The 20,444-nt window shown below is 67.2% G+C and carries 17 protein-coding genes; 11 read left to right on the top strand and 6 right to left on the bottom strand.

From position 1 onward, the window contains the following. Positions 1 to 6 precede the first annotated feature (6 nt). Positions 7 to 2,157: a VTT domain-containing protein gene (locus D5687_RS07065; protein WP_125199070.1), complete on the top strand. Its 2,151-nt coding sequence runs from the start codon at positions 7 to 9 to the stop codon at positions 2,155 to 2,157. After that, on the top strand, positions 2,154 to 2,888 hold the full coding sequence (locus D5687_RS07060; protein ID WP_125199069.1) for an endonuclease/exonuclease/phosphatase family protein: 735 nt from the start codon (positions 2,154 to 2,156) through the stop codon (positions 2,886 to 2,888). The genes D5687_RS07065 and D5687_RS07060 overlap by 4 nt, the downstream gene beginning before the upstream one ends. 42 nt (positions 2,889 to 2,930) lie before the next feature. Here the strand turns inward: D5687_RS07060 and yihA are convergent, their stop codons facing one another. Next, positions 2,931 to 3,569 carry a ribosome biogenesis GTP-binding protein YihA/YsxC gene (gene yihA / locus D5687_RS07055; RefSeq protein WP_125199068.1) on the bottom strand — a complete coding sequence of 213 codons (639 nt, stop codon included), beginning with the start codon at positions 3,567 to 3,569 and terminating at the stop codon, positions 2,931 to 2,933. A gap of 531 nt (positions 3,570 to 4,100) precedes the next feature. Here yihA and D5687_RS07050 point away from each other — a divergent pair. The 7 genes from D5687_RS07050 to D5687_RS07020 all read left to right on the top strand — a co-directional run bounded on the left by D5687_RS07050 (position 4,101) and on the right by D5687_RS07020 (position 12,892). Beyond that, entirely contained in the window at positions 4,101 to 4,736 is a 636-nt protein-coding gene (locus tag D5687_RS07050) for a cytochrome c (protein WP_158611802.1), read from the top strand. Between the two features lie 139 nt (positions 4,737 to 4,875). Next, complete coding sequence (locus D5687_RS07045) at positions 4,876 to 6,945, top strand: cytochrome c biogenesis protein ResB (protein WP_125199066.1); 2,070 nt, start codon at positions 4,876 to 4,878, stop codon at positions 6,943 to 6,945. A gap of 35 nt (positions 6,946 to 6,980) precedes the next feature. Then, positions 6,981 to 8,189, top strand: a complete 1,209-nt coding sequence (gene ccsB, locus D5687_RS07040; RefSeq protein ID WP_370271310.1) for a c-type cytochrome biogenesis protein CcsB — start codon at positions 6,981 to 6,983, stop codon at positions 8,187 to 8,189. Between the two features lie 136 nt (positions 8,190 to 8,325). Further along, complete coding sequence (locus D5687_RS07035) at positions 8,326 to 8,958, top strand: thiol:disulfide interchange protein DsbA/DsbL (protein WP_125199065.1); 633 nt, start codon at positions 8,326 to 8,328, stop codon at positions 8,956 to 8,958. Further along, positions 8,942 to 10,609: an acetolactate synthase large subunit gene (locus D5687_RS07030; RefSeq protein WP_240031450.1), complete on the top strand. Its 1,668-nt coding sequence runs from the start codon at positions 8,942 to 8,944 to the stop codon at positions 10,607 to 10,609. Before D5687_RS07035 ends, D5687_RS07030 begins: the two co-directional genes overlap by 17 nt. Next, positions 10,606 to 11,445 (top strand): endonuclease/exonuclease/phosphatase family protein, encoded by an 840-nt coding sequence (locus tag D5687_RS07025; protein ID WP_125199064.1) that lies wholly within the window; start codon positions 10,606 to 10,608, stop codon positions 11,443 to 11,445. Before D5687_RS07030 ends, D5687_RS07025 begins: the two co-directional genes overlap by 4 nt. Before the next feature lie 34 nt (positions 11,446 to 11,479). After that, on the top strand, positions 11,480 to 12,892 hold the full coding sequence (locus tag D5687_RS07020; protein WP_125199063.1) for a diguanylate cyclase: 1,413 nt from the start codon (positions 11,480 to 11,482) through the stop codon (positions 12,890 to 12,892). 13 nt (positions 12,893 to 12,905) lie between these two features. On the opposite strand, the gene ubiD is transcribed toward D5687_RS07020, so the two are convergent. Genes ubiD through hemC form a run of 5 tightly spaced genes read right to left on the bottom strand, consistent with a single transcriptional unit; the run spans position 12,906 to position 19,140 of the window. Further along, positions 12,906 to 14,477: a 4-hydroxy-3-polyprenylbenzoate decarboxylase gene (gene ubiD / locus D5687_RS07015; RefSeq protein WP_125199062.1), complete on the bottom strand. Its 1,572-nt coding sequence runs from the start codon at positions 14,475 to 14,477 to the stop codon at positions 12,906 to 12,908. Then, positions 14,467 to 15,789, bottom strand: a complete 1,323-nt coding sequence (locus tag D5687_RS07010) for a heme biosynthesis HemY N-terminal domain-containing protein (RefSeq protein ID WP_125199061.1) — start codon at positions 15,787 to 15,789, stop codon at positions 14,467 to 14,469. Before D5687_RS07010 ends, ubiD begins: the two co-directional genes overlap by 11 nt. Further along, positions 15,786 to 17,303, bottom strand: coding sequence for a uroporphyrinogen-III C-methyltransferase (locus D5687_RS07005; protein ID WP_158611801.1), 1,518 nt, complete (start codon positions 17,301 to 17,303; stop codon positions 15,786 to 15,788). Before D5687_RS07005 ends, D5687_RS07010 begins: the two co-directional genes overlap by 4 nt. 57 nt (positions 17,304 to 17,360) lie before the next feature. Then, positions 17,361 to 18,167 (bottom strand): uroporphyrinogen-III synthase, encoded by an 807-nt coding sequence (locus D5687_RS07000; protein ID WP_125199059.1) that lies wholly within the window; start codon positions 18,165 to 18,167, stop codon positions 17,361 to 17,363. A 4-nt stretch (positions 18,168 to 18,171) separates the two neighbouring features. Continuing rightward, positions 18,172 to 19,140, bottom strand: coding sequence for a hydroxymethylbilane synthase (gene hemC / locus D5687_RS06995; RefSeq protein ID WP_125199058.1), 969 nt, complete (start codon positions 19,138 to 19,140; stop codon positions 18,172 to 18,174). 220 nt (positions 19,141 to 19,360) lie between these two features. Here hemC and D5687_RS06990 point away from each other — a divergent pair, with 220 nt between their 5' ends. Then, the gene (locus D5687_RS06990) at positions 19,361 to 19,972 is read left to right on the top strand and encodes a thioredoxin family protein (RefSeq protein ID WP_125199057.1); all 612 of its coding nucleotides are present in this window, start codon (positions 19,361 to 19,363) and stop codon (positions 19,970 to 19,972) included. 149 nt (positions 19,973 to 20,121) lie between these two features. Then, positions 20,122 to 20,367: a hypothetical protein gene (locus tag D5687_RS06985; RefSeq protein ID WP_125199056.1), complete on the top strand. Its 246-nt coding sequence runs from the start codon at positions 20,122 to 20,124 to the stop codon at positions 20,365 to 20,367. Positions 20,368 to 20,444 lie beyond the last annotated feature (77 nt).

The following is a 20,444-nucleotide window of genomic DNA, read 5'->3' as shown; positions in this document are numbered from 1 at the left end:
GCCTGCATGACGACCACCGACACCAACGATGAGGTTGCCCCGACAGATGAGGGCTTCTGGCGTACCGGCCGGGCCGATCGTCTTGGCCTAGTGATCGATGGCGAGCACTGGTTCCCGGCGTTTGCCGAGATGCTCGCGCAGGCCCGCCACCAGGCCATCATCCTCTGCTGGGACATCGACAGCCGGGTCGAGATGCACCGCCCCTGCGAGGCGGATCAGGCCCCGTGTCACCTGACCGCCGTGCTGCACCACGCACTGAAGGACAACCCGGGGCTGACGATCCACCTGCTCCCCTGGGACTTCGCCATGATCTACGCCTTCGAGCGCGAATGGCTGCCGCTGTTCTCGCGCCCGATGGCCCGCCATCCGCGCCTCAAGGTGCACTACGACGGCGAACACCCCATGGGCGCCTCGCAGCACCAGAAAATGCTGGTCATCGACGACCGGGCAGCGCTGATCGGCGGCTTCGACCCGTCCAAGTGGCGTTGGGACCGGCGCGCCCACGCCGCGGACGAGTCACTGCGCCGCGATCCCGACGGCCAGCCGTACCCGCCGTTCCATGACCTGGCCTTCGCGGTGACCGGGCCGATCTGCCGCGATCTCGGCGAGCTCACACGCGCGCGCTGGCAGCGGGCCACCGGGGAGCACCTCGACCCACCCAGCCAGACCGATCACCCCGCACCTTGGCCGGCCGAGCACGTCGCCGTCGTCCTCGACAATGCCCGGGTAGGCATTGCACGCACACTGCCCGCCTGGCGTGATCAGACCGAGGTACGCGAGATCGAGACTCGGCTGTGCCGACTGATCGGCGAGGCACGCGACTGTATCTACATCGAGAACCAGTACTTCACCAGCCACCGGATCGGGGAGGCGCTGATCGCACGGTTGGAGGAAGAGTCCGGCCCAGAGGTGATCCTGTTGCTGCCGCGGGAAAAGGACGGTTGGCTCGAACGCGTGACCATGGACGTGCTGCGCGCCCGCCTGATCGAGCGCCTGCGCGCCGCCGACCGGCACGGCCGCCTGCGGATCTATTACCCGGCCGTGGCCGGCCTGGAGCCCGCCATGGTGAGCTTGCATTCCAAGCTGGTGATCGGCGACGACCACGAGATCAACCTCGGCTCGGCCAACACCTCGAATCGCTCGATGGGCTTTGACAGCGAATTGAACCTCGCCGTGCTGGGCGATCGCGAGGAAAGCCGCGCGGCCATCGCCGCCATGCGCCGCGAGTTGCTCGCCGAGCATCTAGGCACCACGCCGTCGGCGGTCGCGGCCGCCGAGGACGAACACGGCTCGGTCGCCGCGGCGATCGACGCGCTCAACCGCCCCGGGAGCGAGCGCTGGCTCGAACCGTTGACCATCACGCTCGACCCGGAAATCGACCGCCAGGTGCCCGATGCCGCGGTCATCGACCCCGAACGTGCCCGCCCACCAGAGGAACTGATCGACATGTTCATCGAGAAGAAGTCGCGTGGGCCGGTGCGACGCAAGGCAGCCGCCTTTGCCCTGTTGATCGCGCTGTTCGTGGTGATCGCCGCCATGCTCAAATTCACCCCGCTGGGCGAAGCGCTGGCCCCCGGGGAACTGATCGATCGACTGGCCGATCTCCGCGACGCGCCCGGCGGAACCTGGGCCTTTCTCGGCCTGGCCGTGATCGGGCTGCTGCTGGGCGTGCCGGCGACGCCGGTGGTGGTGGCCGCCGGGTTGCTGTTCGGGGCCTGGGCCGGTTTCGGCTTGGCCTACGGCGCGCTGGTGACCACCGCACTGACCGGGTTTCTCGTCGGCCAGTTCCTCGGTGCCGAGGCGCTGCGCCGGCTGGCAGGCAAGCGGCTCGATCGGTTGTCTCGCACCCTGGCCCGCCGCGGCATCCTGACCGTATTCTCGTTGCGCTTGGTCCCGCTGGCCCCCTTCGCGGTGGTCAACCTGGTCGCTGGCGCCAGCCGGATTCGTTTCCGCGATTTCCTGATCGGCAGCCTGGCCGGCCTCGTTCCGGGCACCGTGGCGCTGACGATCTTCTCCGACCAACTGCTGCGCACGCTGCTCGAGCCTTCACCGGCCACGATCGGCGTGCTGGTACTGATCACCGCGGTATTCATCGGCATCGGTTGGGGGTTGTCACGGTGGCTGGCCCTGCGCGAACAGGCCTCGGGGGCATCATGACGGACGCCGGGCGTCGGCTGCGTGTCGTGACCTGGAACATCCACAGCTGCATCGACCACCGCGGCCGCTACACCCCGGAGCGCACCGCGCGGGTGTTGCGCCTGCTCGCGCCGGACGTGGTGGCGTTACAGGAAGCCAACCTCGCCAGTAACCCGGCCGACGACCGCCTGCTGCGGGCAATCGAACCGATCCTGCCGCACTGGCTGTTCGCCCCGACCCACGAGCGTGGCTGCCAGCACCGCCCCGGCGAGGTGACCGGATTTGGCAACCTGATCGCCTCGCGCTGGCCGATTCACCCCGAGACCCCGCTGGAGCTCTCGCACGTCGACCGCGAGCCCCGCCAGGCCTTGAGAGCGCGCATCGACCTGCCCGAAAGCACGCTGCACTGCTGGGTGGTGCACCTCGGGCTGGGCCTGGTCGAGCGTCGCGAGCAGGGGCGACGACTGGCCAAGGCACTCGCCGAGCTGTCGCCCGATGCGCCGCTGCTGCTGGCCGGTGATTTCAATGAATGGCTGCCGCGGGCCAGGAGCCTGCGGGTACTCCACCGCGAGCTGACCCGCCTGCCGGTGCGACGCACCTTTCCCGCCGGGCGCCCGCTGCTGCCGCTCGATCAGATCTGGATTCGCGGCCCGCTGCACGCCCACGCACTCAGGGCGATCCGCGATCCGATCGTGCCGCGCATCTCCGACCACCTGCCGCTGGTCGCCGACCTGACGATCGAGACGCGCTGAGCGCCATCGGAGTCGTGCCGGCCGCCCGCTGGCCGCACCGATTCAGTCAGGCGCCCGGTCCAGCCACTCGCTGATCACGTCGCGGACCTCGCGCACATGGGTGCCCTTGGTGCCGGAAAAGGCCATCCACTGGCCATCGGGCAGGGGATGCTCGCGCGCCAGTCGTGCCACCGTCTGCTTGGCTTGGCCGAAGCTGAGCTTGTCGGCCTTGGTCAACAAGGCAAGTACCGGCAGGCCGCGCGCGGTTGCGTACTCGATCATCTGCTGGTCGAGCGCCTTGAGCGGGTGGCGAATGTCCATGATCACCACCACGCCGACCAGTGACTGGCGCTCAGCGAAGTACTGCGCCATCGCATCGCCCCAGGCGCGACGTACCCGCTCGGGCACCTTGGCATAACCGTAGCCGGGCAGGTCGACCAGCCGGCGGCGAGCACCCTCCGTCTCCCCGCCCAGACCGAACAGGTTGATCATCTGGGTGCGTCCCGGCGTGCGCGAGGTGCGTGCCAGCGCCTTCTGCCCGACCAGGGCATTGAGCGCGGTGGACTTGCCGGCGTTCGACCGTCCGGCGAAGGCGACCTCGGCGCCGATGTCCTCGCCGATGTCGGTCAGGCGCGGGGCGCTCTTGATGAAGGAGGCGGCGTCGAACAGGCGGCGTTGGTGTCGAGTGGCGTCGTCGGTCATGCGGTTCAACCAGGCATTGAAGGGGAGGAGGAAAAGCCAACGGACCCAAACCCGTGTTTTCCCATTGGGGAAGGTCTGCACGACTACCAACGCCTCTGCGGGACGCCAGACGTCCAGCTGCTAGGCGCAAGTGCGCCGCCCAATGGCCGTCGTCATTGGCAAGCGCTGCAACGCCGCAGATGGGCGTCTGGCGTCCCGCCCTACGGGGCTTGCCGGCTTGCCCGCCCTCGGTGTTGCCGATTCTCGCCGGGCAACGAGCCCGCCTTCGAATCGGCGCCTTGATGGCGAACACGCCGGCAAGCCAGAGGCATTGGTAGTCGTGCAGACCTTCCCCAGGCATCCTGCCACGCCACAAGGTTGCAAGCGAGTGACTTATGCGGTTTGATTACGGGTCGTTTTGGCGACGCCCCGTCCCAATCTGGGAATACCGCGGTGAATTGCTCGACTGAATTCCTATAATCGGGGCGCTCCGAAACACCTTTTATGAAGGCCAGGGCCGGCCGAACGCGAACCACAACGAGATTGTTAGCGATGATGACAGCAGTTCACCCGATGCCGCGTCGCGGCCGTTTCGCCGCCGGCATGCTGATGGGGCTCTCCTTTCTCGCCGGCGCCGCACAGGCCAGCGAGGCCGGCTCGATCAAGGCCGGCCGCGAGGCAGCCCAGTCCTGCGCCGCCTGTCACGGCGACAAGGGCAACAGCAACAACCCGGCCTTCCCGTCGCTTGCCGGCCAGCCGGCCAAGTATGTCGCCTCGCAACTGACCGCTTATCGCGACGGCAAGCGCGAGAACGCCATCATGAATGGACAGGCCTCCGGTCTCAGCGACCAGCAGATCCAGGACATCGCCGCCTACTACGCCGCCCAGGAGCGCAAGGTGGCAAGCCCCGCCGACGAGGGTTCAGAATTGGGCGCGGACCTGTACCATCAGGGTCGCGAAAACGTCGCCGCCTGTGCCGCCTGTCACCACAGCGAAGCGCTCGGCAACCAGCCGGCCGGCTTCCCGGCCCTGCGCGGGCTGACTGCCGGCTACGTCGCCCAGTCGCTCAAGGACTACCGCAGCGGCGCGCGCGCCCATGGTCAGGCCACCCTGATGGCCCCGCTGGCCGCCGAGCTGACCGACGACGAAATCGACGCACTGGCCGCACACATCGCCAGCCTCGACTGAGCGCCAACACGTCACCGTACCGCCCGGGCCGCCGCTTGTCGGGGCACCCGGGCGGCGGCGAGACGCCTGAATCCGTTGGCGAACGCATCCCGATGCCGACAGTCGCCATGAACCTATCCGATCCCGCGAAGGCTAGCCGATGACCTCCCAGGCCCAAACCGCCCGCAAACGCCGCCGCAGCCTGAGCTCGCGCCTGTACACCTGGCTCACGTCGATGAACCTGGCGATCGCGCTGCTCTCGATCCTGGCGATCGCCTCGGTGATCGGCACCGTGTTGCAGCAGAACCAGCCGGTCAACGACTACCTGATCGAGTTCGGCCCGTTCTGGTACGAGGCCTTCAATGCCCTCAAGCTCTACGACGTCTACTCGGCCGGCTGGTTCGTCACCATCTTGCTGTTCCTGCTCGCCTCGACCAGCGCCTGCCTGATCCGCAACACGCCGGGCTTCATGCGCGACATCAAGAGCTTCCGCCTCAATGCGCAGGACAAGTCGCTGCGTGCCTTCCGTCACTCCCGCCAGTACGAGAGCGACCTCTCCGCCGCGACCATCGTCGAACGCACCCAGGAGATCTTCGCGCAGCTGGGCTACAAGGCGCGGGTCAAGGAACGCGAGGGCGAGACCCTGGTGGCCGCGCGCAAGGGCGGCATGAACCGCATCGGCTACGTGCTTACCCACTTAGGGATGGTGGTGATCCTGGTCGGCGGGCTGATCGACAGCAAGATGTACCTCAAGACGCTCAACATGCTGGGCGTGGTCGAGGTCGAGACCCGCGACCTGCCGGTCAGCCAGGTGCCCGAGGAATCGCACCTGCCGCCGGGCGCGCTGGCCGGGTTCCGCGGCTCGGTGAACATCCCCGAGGGCAAGTGGGGCGATGTCGCTTTCATCGGGCTGAAGGACGGCTACGTGGTGCAGAACCTGCCGTTCAAGATCGAGATAGAGGACTTCTTTGTCGAGCACTACGACACCGGCATGCCCAAGTCCTTCAACTCCAAGATCACGCTCACCGACAAGGAAACCGGTGAATCGATCGATGAGACCATCCGCGTCAATCACCCGCTGCGCTACAAGGGTTACAACATCTTCCAGTCGAGCTTCGGCGACGGCGGCACGGAGCTGGAGTTCGATGCCTGGCAGCTGTTCGGCAAGGCTGGCACCAAGCAGGCGCTCGAGGGCACGGTCAATCAGGAACGAAGCTTCGAGTTCAACGGCGAGAAGTACAAGCTCGAATTCCGCGATTTCTCGTTGTTCAACGTCAACCCCACCGAGGGCCCCGACGGCAGCCGCGAGAACACCAACTTCGGCCCGTCGGTCACCTTCCGCCTGCGTGACGCCGCCGGCGAGGCGATCGAGTACGAAAACTATTTCCAGCCGGTCGAGTTCGACGGCACCAAGTACTTCCTCAGCGGCGTGACCCCGGAGGTCGGTGCCCAGCAGCAGTTCCTGTTCATCCCGGCCGACCGCAACGATTCGATCGAAACCTTCATGGCGTTCTACGCCACGCTCAAGGACCGCGACGAAATCACCCGCATCGCCGCCGACCTGGTCGCGCAGACCCCGCAGGGTGGTCAGGGTGGCGCGGCCCAGAGTTCGGCTGCCCGCTCAATCGCCGGCATGGTCGAGACCTTCGTCGAGCAGGGCTTCTCCGCGCTGACCGAGCAGGTCGACCAGCAGATGGCCGAGCGCGACATGCCGCCTGAAATGGCCGAGCAGGCGCGCGAATCCTCGTTCCGAGTGGTTCAGTCGGTGCTCATGCGCGCCTACATGGAGACCTTGCAGGATCAGGGGGTCGAGGAATTCGGCGATCGCGACGAGGACTTCTTCGAGAAGGCACTCGACGTGGTCACGGTCATTCCCAACTATGGCTCGCCGATCTTCGTCGCGCCCACCGGCTTCAACCACATCCAGTCGACCGGGCTGGAGATCACCCGGTCGCCGGGCATGTTCTGGGTGTACCTGGGCTCGCTGATGCTGACCCTGGGCATCTTCATGCTGTTCTACATTCATTACCGTCGGCTCTGGGTGTTGATCAAACCGGCCGACGTGAACGATGATGGGGAGTCAACGCGCCACCGTGTAGTGGTGGCCGGCACGGATGCCCGCAAGAACATCGACTTCGACCAGGCCTTCGCCCAGTTCAGCGATGAGCTCATGCGTCAGACCGGGTCCAACGACCAAAATGACGCGTCCACGACGCCCGGCAAGGGCTAGAGGCGCCGGACTAATCCGCGCAGGAGAAAACGACGATGTCTGTCCCGAACGAACAGATGGTCAACGGCTATCAACCCACTTCGAACCTGCCGGCACCACGGCACGTCGGCCTGATTGACGTGCTGTGGACGGTCGCGATGCTGGTCATCGCCGGCATCGGCTACGTGCAGTACAGCGAATCTCTCGATTTCTATGCCACCGGCACGCTGTTCGGTACCGCCCTGGGGCTGGGCTTCCTCGGCTGGGTCTGGCCGGCCACCCGCTGGCTGGTGGGGGTCGTGGCCATCATCTCCACCTTCGCCGTCTGGCAGTACAACATCCTCGGCGCCGACGGGCCGGTGGGCCGTGACGGGCTGGCGGAATTCCAGGAATCCACCTTCCTGTTCACGTACTTCCTGTCGAGCACCGCGGCGACGATGTGGATGGTCGCGCTCTACTTCCTGGCGATCCCCACCTACTTCATTGCCACCCTGGTGCGCTCGAACTACGGACTGAAGGTCGGCTCGGCGCTGGTCTGGACCGGCTCGTTGATGGGCTTTGTCGCCTTTTTCACCCGCTGGCGCGAGGGCTACCTGATCAACCTCGACTACGGCCACATCCCGGTGAGCAACCTCTACGAGGTATTCATCGTATTCGCCGTGTTCACCGCGCTGCTCTATCTCTACTACGAGAAGCGTTACAACAACCGCAGCCTGGGCGGCTTCGTGATGCTGATCATCGGCATCTCGCTGGCCTTCCTGCTCTGGTACCAGTTCGACCGTGAGGCCCACGTCATCGAGCCGCTGGTCCCCGCGCTCAACAGCTGGTGGATGAAGATCCACGTGCCCGCGAACTTCGTCGGCTACGGCACCTTCGCCATCGCCGCCATGGTCGGCATCGCCTACCTGATCAAGCAGAAGATGGGCGGTGACGGGCCGAACGATCGTTTGCCGTCGCTGGCCGTGATGGACGACATCCAGTACAAGGCCATCGCGCTGGGCTTCGCCTTCTTCACCATCGCCACCATCCTCGGCGCCATGTGGGCGGCCGAGGCCTGGGGCGGCTACTGGAGCTGGGACCCGAAGGAGACCTGGGCGCTGATCGTCTGGTTGAACTACGCCGCCTGGCTGCACATGCGCCTGACTAAGGGCTGGCGCGGTCCGGTCATGGCCTGGTGGAGCATCGGCGGCCTGTTCATCACCAGTTTCGCCTTCCTCGGGGTGAACATGTTCCTCTCGGGGCTGCACTCCTACGGCGAACTCTGATCCGCCCAAACCGAATGAACACGCATGGGGCGGCCGGCTGCAAGGACAGCGGGCTTGCCCCATACTTCGTTCAGGGGCACCGGCCGACTCGGCCCCGCACTGAACGCCCCACCTGATCGAATCTCGGAGACATTCCATGCTCGTCAATCGCCTCAAGTCATTCGTCACCGCGCTGCTCGCCACCACCGCCCTGGCCCTGGCCGCCCCCGCGATGGCCGCAGGATCTGGCTACAAGGAGGTGCAAACCGATGTCACCTCGCCGGAGGGCAAGGTCCTGGTCCAGGAGTTCTTCTGGTATGGCTGCCCGCACTGCTACTACCTCGAGGGTGAACTCGAGCCGTGGCTCGAGGAACTGGACGAGGACGTGGTGTTCGAGCGCCGCGCCGTGGCACTCGGCCAGCACTGGGTGCCGCTGACACGCGCCTTCTACGCCGCCGACCAGCTCGACGTGGTCGACGAGACGCACGCCAAGGTATTCCACGCCATCCACGAGGAAGGCAACCGTCTGACGGACGCCGACTCGATCGCCGACTTCTACGCCGAGCAGGGCGTCGACCGCGAGGCGTTTCTCGAGGCTTTTGAGGGCTTCGGCACCCAGAACGCCATCCGCCAGACCGGGCAAATCGCCCAGGATGCCGGCGTGCAGGGCGTGCCGTCCCTGCTGGTCGATGGCCGCTACCTCGTCACCGGGCGGCTGGCCGGCGGCAACGTCGAGATGCTGGAGGTCGTCGACGCCCTGATCGAACAGATCCGTGACGAACGAGACTGATCGCCCCGTGACCACCGGCGCCCAACTGCTGCTGCGCTGCCTCGAGAACGAGGGCGTCAAGTACGTCTTTGGCATCCCGGGCGAGGAAAACCTCGATTTCGTCGATGCACTCAACGAGTCGTCGATCGAGCTGATCGTCACGCGCCATGAACAGGGCGCGGCGTTCATGGCCGATCTCGTCGGTCGGCTCACCGGCAAGCCGGGGGTCTGCTTTTCCACGCTCGGTCCCGGCGCGACCAATCTGGTCACCGGCGTGGCCGACGCCAACATGGACCACGCCCCGCTGATCGCCATCGCCGGGCAGGCCGGCATCGACCGGCTGCACAAGGAGTCGCACCAGGTGCTCGACCTGGTGCGAATGTTCGAACCGATCACCCGCTATGCCTCGCGGATCGTCACCCCGTCGGCGATCCCCGAGACCATTCGTCGCGCGACCAAGTTTGCCGAGGCCGGCAAGGGCGGGGCGAGCTTCATCGAGCTGCCCGAAGACGTCGCCGCCATGCCGGTGGAGTCGGGCTACGCCGAGCCGCTGCGGGTGACCGCCAACGGGGCGAGCGAACCGCGCGAGTCCAGCCTCAAACAGGCGGCTCGGCTATTGAGCGAGGCCCGGCACCCGATCATCCTCGCCGGCCATGGCGTGGTCCGCGCCGAGGCCAGCGAGGCACTGGCGAGTCTTGCCGAGCGCCTCAACATCCCCGTGGCCAACACCTTCATGGCCAAGGGCGTGATCCCCTTCCGCCACCCGATGGCGCTGGGCTCGGTCGGCCTGCAATCGAAGGACTACGTCAACGTCGGCTTCGACCAGGCCGACGTGATCGTCTGCATCGGCTACGACCTGGTGGAATACCACCCCCAGCTCTGGCACCCCACCCGCGATCGCCACATCATCCATGTGGACACCGAGGCCGCCGAGGTGGATGCCTACTACCCGGTGGCGACCAGCATCGTCGGTGACATCAACACCGCCATGAACCGTCTCGGCGACATGACCACCCCGCGTGACGGACCGGCCTTCCGCAACCTGCGTGAGGCGCTGATCGAGGACATGAACCGGCACGCCGACGACGACTGCATGCCGATCAAGCCGCAGAAGCTGATCTGGGACCTGCGCACCGCACTCTCCAGCCAGGACATCGTCATCTCGGACGTCGGCGCCCACAAGATGTGGCTCGCGCGCATGTACCGCTCCGAGCAGCCCAATAGCTGCATCATCTCCAACGGCTTTGCCAGCATGGGCATCGCCCTGCCCGGGGCGATCGCCGCCAAGCTGCTCTACCCGGAGCGCCACATCGTCGCCGCCACCGGCGACGCGGGCTTCCTGATGAACGTGCAGGAACTGGAAACGGCCGTGCGCTGCAAGACACCGATCATCGTGCTGATCTGGAATGACGGCGGCTACGGCCTGATCGACATGAAGCAGCGCCGCGGATTCGGACGCAGCACCGGCGTGCACTTCGGCAACCCCGACTTCGTCCAGTTGGCCGAGAGCTTCGGCGCGAAGGGCTACCGGGTCGAATCCGGCGACGGGCTACTGCCAATCCTCAAGGAGGCGATGGCAAGCGCGTCGGTCTGCGTGATCGACGTGCCCGTGGACTACCGTGAGAACGAGCAGCTCACGCGTCGACTCGGCGAGACCCTGGTGGGCGGATGACCCGCCGGGCGGCCAGCCAACGCGGCCTGAGCTGCAGCACGGCCACCGGCGGACCCGAGGATTTCATTGCCGTGCGGGGCCATCAACCGCTGCGGCTCCTGTCCCACAACATCCAGGTCGGCATCGCCACCCATCGCTACCGCGACTATCTTACCGGCGGCTGGAAGCACCTACTGCCCAGTGCCGACCGCGCCCGCAGCCTAGCCGCGATCGCCCCCACCCTGTCGCACTTCGACATCATCGGCCTGCAGGAGGCCGATGCCGGCTCGATCCGCAGCCGCTTTCTCAACCAGGCCGAGCACCTGGCCGAACTGGCCGAACTCTCCCACTGGGCGGTGCGCGTCAACCGCGATCTCGGCCAGTTCGGTAAGCACGCTCTGGGCCTGATCAGCCGCATCCAGCCACGGGAGATCACCCAGTGTCCGCTGCCCGGTCGCATGCCCGGCCGCGGGGCACTGGTAGCGGATTTCCTCTGGGACGGTCACCCGCTGCGCGTGATCGACACCCATCTGGCCCTGAGCCGCCGCGCCCGCCAGATGCAGTTCGACCAGCTGGGCGAGCTGGCCGACGTCCCGGGCTACGTGGTGGTGATGGCCGATTTCAACTGCGAACCTGACGACCCCGGCATGCAGCAGTGGTGCATCGAGAACGGCCTGAAGCTGCCCAAGCGCCCCCCGCTGACCTACCCGCGCTGGCAACCGCAACGGGCGATTGATCACATCGCGGTAAGCCAGTCGCTCGATATCCGCGGCACCGAGGCCCGCCCGATCGGCGGTTCGGACCACATCCCGGTGGCGATGAGCATCGCGCTACCATTGCCGCATAAACAGCACTAGTCTAGGCACTTCACCCTATGGAGAGACCGAAACGATGGCCGAGGCACCCACCGCGTCGACGGAAAACGACGACTACCGGGAGCGTTACGAACAGCTGCTAGGTGAACTCGGCCGACTGGAGGACCACGACCAGGAACTGGGCGGGCTGCTCAAGATCACCCTCACGCGGGTGCTGTTCGCCGTCGACAAGGCCTACCCGGAGCTGGCCGACGCCGCCGCCCGCATCCGCGACAAGGCCCGCAAGCAGGACGAGCATGCCTTCGAGGTCGGCCGGCTCAAGGGCGAGCTCGAAGACTTGGCGCGGCGCATCCGTGAACTCGAGGCCAGCCAGCCCGACGACGCACCGCGGCCGGAGGCCGCCCCGGCCAGTCATGGCACGCACAACGGCTCGGCCTCACATGTTCGTGAGGTGCTGCCCCTGCTGCTCGACCGCATCGCCTTCGTCGATGCGATGGAAGGTCGCCGCGCGCGACTGATCGCGGCCATCGACGACCCCAACGACCGCACCTTGCCCAGCATCCTGATCGACCGCAGCGCCACGTTGATCAATGACATGCGCCAGGCGATCGAGAAGGAGAAGGGCGAGCTCACCCGCTTTCTCGAGCAGGTCACCGACGCACTGGCCGACATCGACCAGTTCAGCCAGGCGCAGAGCGACGACCTGCTCGTGCAGCGAGACGCCCGCCTCAAGCTCGACGACTCGCTGCGCCAGCAGGTCGACGACATCGACGCGCAGGTGGAATCGGCCGACGATCTCGATGGCCTCAAGCTCGTGGTCCGCGAACGGATCAACCGCATCCGCCAGCAGGTGCAGGCCTTCCAGCAGGGCGAAGAACGCCGCCAGGAAGATGTCGAGGCGGACAACGAACAGTTGCGGCAACGACTCGCGCGACTCGAGGACCAGACGCGCATGCTCGAGGAACAGCTCAAGCAGAGCGAGGCGAAACTGTTCCGCGACAACCTCACCGGGCTGCCGAACCGGCTGGCCTTCGATCACCGCGTGCGCCTGGAAATGGCGCGCATGCGTCGCGACGAATCCCCGCTGACACTGGCGATCTGGGACCTGGATCGCTTCAAGGAGATCAACGACCAGCTCGGTCATCAGGCCGGCGACAAGACCCTGATCATCGTCGCCAAGACCTTCATGAACCTGATCCGCGACGTCGACATCATCGCGCGATTTGGCGGCGAGGAGTTCGTGATGTTGCTGCCGGCCGCCGCCGGCGAGGACGCCCTCAAGGTAGTCGAGCGCATCCGCGAGAAGCTGGCACGTACCAAGCTGCGCTACCGCGGCCGCGAAATCGGCGTCACCGCCTCCTGTGGACTGGCCGAATTCACGCCCGGCGAGGAGATGGAAACGGTCTTCGCGCGCGCCGACGACGCGCTTTACCAGGCCAAGGAGAAGGGCCGCAACCGCTGCGTGCTCTCGGCCGACACGGTCGACTGACCTTTCAGGCGTTTCAGCCCTTCTGCGCCGCCTCGGCCCGGGCCATGACCGCCTCGAAGACCGAGGCCATCGCCTGCTCGGCCTGCCTGTCGGCCCGGATCGGCCGCCCCCATTCGCGGTCGGTCTCGCCCGGCCACTTGCTAGTCGCATCCAGCCCCATCTTGCCGCCCAGCCCGGAGACGGGCGAGGCGAAGTCGAGGTAGTCGATCGGGGTGTTCTCGACCAGGTGCGTGTCGCGCACCGGGTCCATGCGCGTGGTCATCGCCCAGATCACGTCCTCCCAGGAACGCGGGTCGACGTCGTCGTCCACCACGATGACGAACTTGGTGTACATGAACTGGCGCAGGAAGCTCCACACGCCCATCATCACGCGCTTGGCATGGCCCGGGTACTGCTTTTTCATCGACACCACGGCCATGCGGTAGGAGCAGCCCTCCGGCGGCAGGTAGAAGTCGACGATCTCCGGGAACGGCTTCTGGATCAGCGGCACGAACACCTCGTTCAGGGCCACGCCGAGGATGGCGGGCTCGTCCGGCGGGCGGCCGGTGTGGGTGCTGTGGTAGATCGGGTTCTTGCGATGGGTGATGCGCTCGATGGTCATCACCGGGAAGGTCTCGGTCTCGTTGTAGTAGCCAGTGTGATCCCCGTACGGGCCCTCGACGGCCGTGTCGTCGGGGTGGATGAAGCCCTCGAGCACCATCTCGGCGTTCGCCGGCACCAGCAGGTCGTGCGACAGGCACTCGACCAGCCGGGTGCGCTCGCCGCGCAGCAGGCCGGCGAAGGCATATTCGGACAGGGTATCGGGCACGGGGGTGACCGCACCCAGGATAGTGGCCGGGTCGGCCCCCAGCGTCACGGCGATGGGAAACGGCTCGCCGGGGTGCGTCTCCTGCCAGTTCGCGAAATCCAGCGCCCCGCCGCGATGGGCCAGCCAGCGCATGATCACCCGGTTGCGGCCGATCACCTGCTGGCGATAGATACCCATATTCAGGCGTTCGCGGCCGGCTGCCGCGGCATCCTCGGGGTTCGACTCGAGCCCGCCGCCCTTGCGCGGCCGGCCGCGCGTGGTGGTCAGCCCCCAGGTGATCAGCGGCGCGGCGTCTTCCGGCCAGCAGGTCTGGATCGGCCACTGCGCGAGATCCACCTCGTCGCCCTCGATCACCACCTCCTGGACCGGCGCCTTCTTCACCCGCCGCGGTGCCATGTCGAGCACCTTCTTGAAGATCGGCAGGCTCCGCCAGGCCTCCTTGAGGCCCGCCGGCGGGTCGGGCTCCTTGAGGAAGGCCAGCAACCGACCGATCTCGCGCAGGTCGGCGAGCGTCTGCCCGCCCATGCCCTGCGCCACGCGCTCGGGCGTGCCGAACAGGTTGAGCAGCACGGGGGTGTCGAAGCCGACCGGGTTCTCGATCAGCAGGGCCGGGCCGCCGGCGCGCAGGACGCGGTCGGCCAGCACGGTCATCTCCTGGTCGGGATCGACCGGCTCGGTCACCCGGACCAGTTCGCCCTGGCGCTCGAGCTGCTCGAGAAAGCGCCGCAGGTCGGCCAGCGCCCCCTTGGACGCCTTGGCCGCCCGATCAGCGGCCATCGTCGGTCGCGGACGGTTTCACCGGTTGCGGGGCGGCGGCCGTTTCCAGGCCGGCCCGTGCCAGGGCACGCTCGTAGAGCAGGGCCGCCTCGCTGCTGTCGCGCAGGCGGGCATGCACACGCGCGGCGACCGCCAGATAACGCAGTTCCTGGTCGAGCGGACCCAGGCGCCCCACCCACATCTGTGCCGAGCTGGGGTCGGATTCGGCCAGCGCGAGGCGTGCCATCGCGTAGGCGAACGCGGCGCGCTCGCGGGCACGCCCGACGTCGGGGGCATTCGCCGGCTCGCTCCAGTCGTCCGGCACCAGCTTGAGCAGGCGCTTGCGCGCATCGGCCGGGTCCTCGTGGCGCAGTTCGGCCCAGGCATGCAGCGTCTGGGCCTCCAGCGAGCGGCCGAGGCGCTTTTCCAGCACGCGGGCAGCGCCCGTTTCCGCGCCAACACGGGCAAGTGCCTCGGCGTAGGCGATCGTCACGGCCGGACTGTCGACCACGTTGCGCCCGGCCTCAGACCAAAACCGCGACAGGAGATCCAGATCACGCGCCCGGGAGGCGGCCTCGATTCGGCCGAGCAGTACCACGCGTTCGATGCGCAGCAGCTCGTCGGCGGTCAGGCGCTTGTCCTTAATGCGACGCAGGGTCGGCAGCAGCCGCGCCAGCGCGTCGAACTCGCCGGCCAGTTCGAGCAATTGCGCCCGGATCAGCAGAATGGCCTCGTCGCGCGGGTGGGTCTCGACCAGCGGCTCAACCATCGTCTGCGCCCACTCGATCTCGTTCAGCGCGATCAGCCGCTGGACGATATGCAGGCGCAGGAACTCGGCGAACTTGGGAAAGCGGCGCCCGACCGTCTCGAACAGGTCACTGATCTCCTGGCGGGTCTCGTCCCGGCCATGCATCGCCACCCCCTGACGGGACGGATCGAGCCCATCGAGCAGGGCGTCGATCGCCACCTGGAAGTGCATGGGCGGCAGGCTGCCGTCCTCCACCCCGGCCAAGGCGTAGCGCTGGGCCAGATCAGTCTGGCGACGCTGGCGCTCGGCCCAGGCGCGCAGGAGCTTCTCGTCGGCCGCCCGGCGGCGCTGTTCGGCAGAGCGGCGACCGAAGCGAGCCGGCAGGTGCACCACCCCGGCGATCAACCGCCAGATCAGTTGCAGGCCAATCAGCACGGCCAGCACGATCAGCACCAGGCCGACCGCGGTGGTTTCGAGCCGCCATCCGGCGAATTCGATCATCGCCACGCCGGCCCCCGGCAGGAAATAGATGGCCGCGGCCACGGCCGCCGCCAGCAGGACGATCCAGACGATCAGGCGCTTCATGACGGGTCCTCCTTGACGGTCTCAGCGGGCGCTTCGGCCGGCTCGGCACGCGCCTTTTCGCGGGCATTGGCCCGCTCCCAGGCATCGAGCACCGCGTCGATCGACGGGAATTCGCGGCTGGCGAAACGCTCTTGCGTACGCTCGAGCGCCTCGAGGGCCTTGTCCGGTCCGTCGGCGTCGGTAGCGTAATGCGACTCGAGCCAGTCGCGCGCCTCGTCGACCGTGGTCGAGAGCGCGTCGTGGTCCCGCGAGAGCAGGGATTCCCGCACGGCGATCAGCCACAGACGCATCTCGCGATCCGTGGCCACGCGCTCGCGCAGTCGAGTGGGTGTATCCGACCGGGTCACGGTGACCTGCCCGGCGACCCAGCCGCTGGTGGCCGCCCAGGCCTTCTCGTACCAGGCGGCGTCGTCCGGCAGCGACTCGTCGGTATCGGCTGTATCGGCGGGCGCCTCGGTCTGGTCACCTTTGTTGCCGTCGCCCGCGTCGGCCAGCGGCCAGTCCTCGACACGGTCAGTCAGCCGACGCAGTGCCAACGCTTGGCCGACCCGGTCACCCTCGCCGGCCGCCTCGATTTCGGCGATAGCATCACTGATCGCCGAGCGCAGCGGCAGCCAGTGCGGGCGCGACAGGGCGGCGACCCGCTGATCGGCCAGCTGCAGGGCCAGCATCGCGCCGTCGGGATCACGCGAAATGGTCAGGCGTTCCTGGGCGCGCGTCAGCAAGAAGCCGATCTCCGCGGTCTTCCAGGCGATCTCGCCGCGCGAAAGCCGGTCGTCGATGCGGGCCATGCGTTCATCGAGATGATCCTGTCGCTCGGCCAGTTCGTCCTGCTGGGCCTGCAGGCCGGATTCGACCTCCTCGCGGATCGCCTCACCACGATCTTCCAGCGCCGACACGCTCGAGCGCGTCGAGCCCAGCTGCTCATCGAGGCGCTCGATTTCCTGGTTCAACTTCTCATCCAGCGCCTCACGCTCGCCGGCCTGAGAGGCCAACGCCTGCTGCTGGGCCTGCTGGAGCTGCCACAACTGCCAGCCGCCCACCGCAGCCAACGCGAACAGGATCACGACGCCGATGACCAGCCAGGGCGTGGCCGACCGGCGGGGCGGGCGCGCAGACGATGCCGAGGCCGTCGTCTTGGCACCGACGATCTTGTCATCACCACCCTTGGGATTCGCTGCCTTGGCATCGGCGGAGGAATCCTCGGCACCCGACCCGACGGATTTGGCATCCGGGTCGTCCGATGGTTTTCCGCCCGTGACCTTCGCGCCCGAGGCACCGCTGGCCGAGGACGACTTCTCGTCCGCTTCGGTCGAGGCGGCGGGCTTGCCGCTCGTCTTCTGCCCGGCCTTGGTGCTGGGCTTGCCTGCACCGCCCATGTTGGCCTGACCCTTGTCAGTCTGGGCATTGTCGGCCGATGGCGAAGCGGCAGACGACTCGGAGGCCTTGTCCGTCTGGGCAGATGCCCCGGCCTTGGTCTCCTCGGCCTGCTTGTCGTTGTCTTTCTTGTCCATGCTCATCCCCAGTATGGATGCGATCGGATAAAAGCGGTCGGGCGCGCGACCGCCCGGTCAGTGCCTCGGCGGCGATGATTGCCGCTCGGCGATCAACTCCCACGCCGCGCGGGCCAGTGTCTCGGCGCCCGGCCCGCCGGCCAGGAGAATCGGGCCGCGAATTCCCAGTGCCCGCGCCCGCTCACGCGCGCGCTCATTGATGACCAGCAAGTTGGAGTCTAGCAGCCCGGGCTCGCTCCCATCCGTCTCGCCGGCCAGCTGGGCGAAACAGTCGAGGGCCTGCGGGGCGGTGATGATCCAGAGGCAGGCGGGACCCACCGGCACGGGTGGCTTCGACGCTGGGCATTCGCGCCGGTAGACAGCGACGAAACGGGGCTCGGCACCCCGTGCGGCCAGGGAGTCGGCCAGCAGTTCACGCCCGGTCTCGCCCCGGATGATCCACACGCGCCGGCCGCTCATGGGCACACCGCGCAGGCACTCAAGCAACCCCTCGCTGTCCTCGGACGAATCGGGCAGGAAGGTGGCGGGTCGACCGACGTGCGCCAGGGCCCGGCCGGTGGCAGCCCCCACCGCGGCAAACTCGCGCGCCGGCCAGTCGACCAGCGAACGCACGGCGTCGGCGACCTCCACGGCGCGCGGGCTGACGAAGACCACGAGATCCCCGCAATCCATCGCCGCCAGCGCGTCGGGCAGCTCGCCCCCATTACACAGCGGCTGAATAGCGAGCAGCGGCTGCGTGACCAGGGCTGGCTCGGGCATCCCGGCGGGCCGGGCGGCCACCAGCGCCTCGCGCAGGCCGGCATTGCTCCCGGCCGGTCGCGTCAGCACGACCTCGCGGATCGGCGGCAGGTCGCGATCGGCCACGGAATCAGCCCTGACCCGGCGCCTCGGTCTCGATGCCTACCTCGGCGAGGATCTTGTCGGCACCATCACGCAGCACCCGCTCGGCCAGCTCGATGCCCAGTGCCTCGGCCCGATCACGCGGTCCGGTGATCTCGTCGCGCAGGGTCTCGGAACCGTCCGGGCGACCGACCAGGCCGCGCAGCCACAGCTGGTCACCCTCGACCAGCAGGGCATGGCCGCCGATCGGTACCTGGCAGCCACCGTTGAGACGGGTGTTGAAGGCCCGTTCGGCGGTCACGCGGGTGGTGGTGTCTCGGTCGATCAGCGGGTCGATCAGCGCGTGGACGTCCGAGTCATCGCTGCGCGCCTCGATACCGAGCGCGCCCTGACCCATGGCCGGCAAGGATTCCTCGGCCGAAAGCCGATGCGTGATGCGATCGGCCAGTTCGGCGCGCTTGAGGCCCGAGGCGGCCAGGATGATCGCGTCGTACTCGCCGTCGTCGAGCTTGCGCAGGCGGGTGTGGATGTTGCCGCGCAGGGTCTTGACCTCGAGGTCCGGGAAACGCTCGCGCACCTGGGTCTCGCGGCGCAGGCTGGAGGTGCCGACCACCGAACCGGCCGGCATCTCGTCGAGGTTGCCGTACTTGTTGGAGACGAAGGCGTCGTGCGGGTCGTCGCCCTCGAGGATGGCGATCAGCTCCAGGCCGTCCGGGAACTGCATCGGCACGTCCTTCATCGAGTGAACCGCGATGTCGGCACGATCCTCGAGCATGGCGACCTCGAGCTCCTTGACGAACAGCGCCTTGCCGCCGATCTTCGACAGCGGGCTGTCGAGCAGCTGGTCACCGCGGGTGGTCATCTTGACCAGCTCGACCTCGAGCCCCGGGTTGCGCTTTTTCAGCTCCGCGGCGACGAACTCCGCCTGCCAAAGCGCCAGCAGGCTGGCTCGGGTGGCGATCCGCAGCACGCGGCCCTCGGAAAATGCCTTGCTCATCTGTCATCCTCATTCTGGCAACCGGACGGTCCGGGTCCCGGCCGGGACCGTCGCGAAATAGCCGTCATGGTAACCCGGATGCCGCACTGGGACACGAGGTCCGGGGAACCCGCCCACCCCGACATAGTCCAAACCGAATACAATCCGGGCAACGATACTGGCGAGAACCTCGGCCAGACTCCGGGTCAGCCCGGCAGCCACACCTTTCGGGAGAAAAACCTTGCCTGCAATCATCCCAACGCGCCGCGTCACCCGCCTCGCCCTGGCCGCGCTGGCACCCCTGGCCGGCCTCATGCTCATGGGCATGGCGACCCCGCCCGGTCAGGCCGACGAGTCGGCCGCCAGCACGGAGCGCGACAAGGTACCCCTGATGAGCGACCTGGAGAACGTCCAGGCCGACCTCGACTACATGCAGGAACACCAGATTCCGATGCTGATGTTCTTCCACGCCACCTACTGCACTTATTGCCAGACGGTCGACGACGAATTCCTGCAGACCATGGCCAATGACCCGGACTACGAGGGCCGACTGATCATCCGGCGGGTGGAAATCGACTCCGATCTGCCGGAGATCGAATGGCAGGGCACCTCCTACACGCCGGTCGAATTCGCTCGCCTGCAGGGCGTGCAGCTGGTCCCCGAGGTGATCTACTTCGCCCCGGACGGCAAGCAGGTGGTCGACGAGCTCAAGGGCGTGACCGTGCCGGACTTCTACCCGCAGTACCTCGACCAGCGCCTGCGCGCCGCCGAACGCTGCATCGAAGACCCGACACTCGATGTCTGTACCGACGGCATCGATCAGCCACGACGCGACCTGACCCGCACGGACTGACCAACTAGTTGACTGGGCTAACAAATCCCAGCGACTAACTCTGGTATTGCCGTCTACCCTTGGGCATGATCAGGAAACCGGCGGTCGACACGGCTGCCGAAACTCAACGCGGTTCGCCGCGTGAATCCCCAATGAGAGGTTCTGACGAGATGAAAGCCCAATCCAAGAGAAACCTGCCGAAGAAGCACCTGCTGATCGGCTCGACTGCCCTGGCCACCGCCATCGCCGGCTCCTCGGCCATGGCCGCGGGCAACGGCAACCCGTTCGCCTCCGAGTCCACCCACGCGGGCACCTTCCAGACGGCCGAGATGGCCTGCGGTGCCGGCCAGTGCGGCAGCAGCATGGACGAAGAGAAGGGCGATGGCGACAAGGACGACGACAAGGACAAGTCCTGAACCGCGCCCTGACGGCACCGGCCCACTTGGGCCGACGCCTCGACTGAAGGTCGCCGGCACGCTGCCGTCGGCCCACA

It is taken from the genome of Guyparkeria sp. SCN-R1, from assembly GCF_003932495.1.
Taxonomy (GTDB): Bacteria; Pseudomonadota; Gammaproteobacteria; order Halothiobacillales; family Halothiobacillaceae; genus Guyparkeria.
Note: the sequence above shows the minus strand (reverse complement) of the source record. Positions and strands in the feature narration are given on the sequence as shown.

Coding starts and splice junctions, on each gene's coding strand:
- D5687_RS07065 (WP_125199070.1), top strand. CDS start 7: ATGACGACCACCGACACCAACGATGAGGTTGCCCCGACAGATGAGGGC.
- D5687_RS07060 (WP_125199069.1), top strand. CDS start 2,154: ATGACGGACGCCGGGCGTCGGCTGCGTGTCGTGACCTGGAACATCCAC.
- yihA (WP_125199068.1), bottom strand. CDS start 3,569: ATGACCGACGACGCCACTCGACACCAACGCCGCCTGTTCGACGCCGCC.
- D5687_RS07050 (WP_158611802.1), top strand. CDS start 4,101: ATGATGACAGCAGTTCACCCGATGCCGCGTCGCGGCCGTTTCGCCGCC.
- D5687_RS07045 (WP_125199066.1), top strand. CDS start 4,876: ATGACCTCCCAGGCCCAAACCGCCCGCAAACGCCGCCGCAGCCTGAGC.
- ccsB (WP_370271310.1), top strand. CDS start 6,981: ATGTCTGTCCCGAACGAACAGATGGTCAACGGCTATCAACCCACTTCG.
- D5687_RS07035 (WP_125199065.1), top strand. CDS start 8,326: ATGCTCGTCAATCGCCTCAAGTCATTCGTCACCGCGCTGCTCGCCACC.
- D5687_RS07025 (WP_125199064.1), top strand. CDS start 10,606: ATGACCCGCCGGGCGGCCAGCCAACGCGGCCTGAGCTGCAGCACGGCC.
- D5687_RS07020 (WP_125199063.1), top strand. CDS start 11,480: ATGGCCGAGGCACCCACCGCGTCGACGGAAAACGACGACTACCGGGAG.
- ubiD (WP_125199062.1), bottom strand. CDS start 14,477: ATGGCCGCTGATCGGGCGGCCAAGGCGTCCAAGGGGGCGCTGGCCGAC.
- D5687_RS07010 (WP_125199061.1), bottom strand. CDS start 15,789: ATGAAGCGCCTGATCGTCTGGATCGTCCTGCTGGCGGCGGCCGTGGCC.
- D5687_RS07005 (WP_158611801.1), bottom strand. CDS start 17,303: ATGGACAAGAAAGACAACGACAAGCAGGCCGAGGAGACCAAGGCCGGG.
- hemC (WP_125199058.1), bottom strand. CDS start 19,140: ATGAGCAAGGCATTTTCCGAGGGCCGCGTGCTGCGGATCGCCACCCGA.
- D5687_RS06985 (WP_125199056.1), top strand. CDS start 20,122: ATGAAAGCCCAATCCAAGAGAAACCTGCCGAAGAAGCACCTGCTGATC.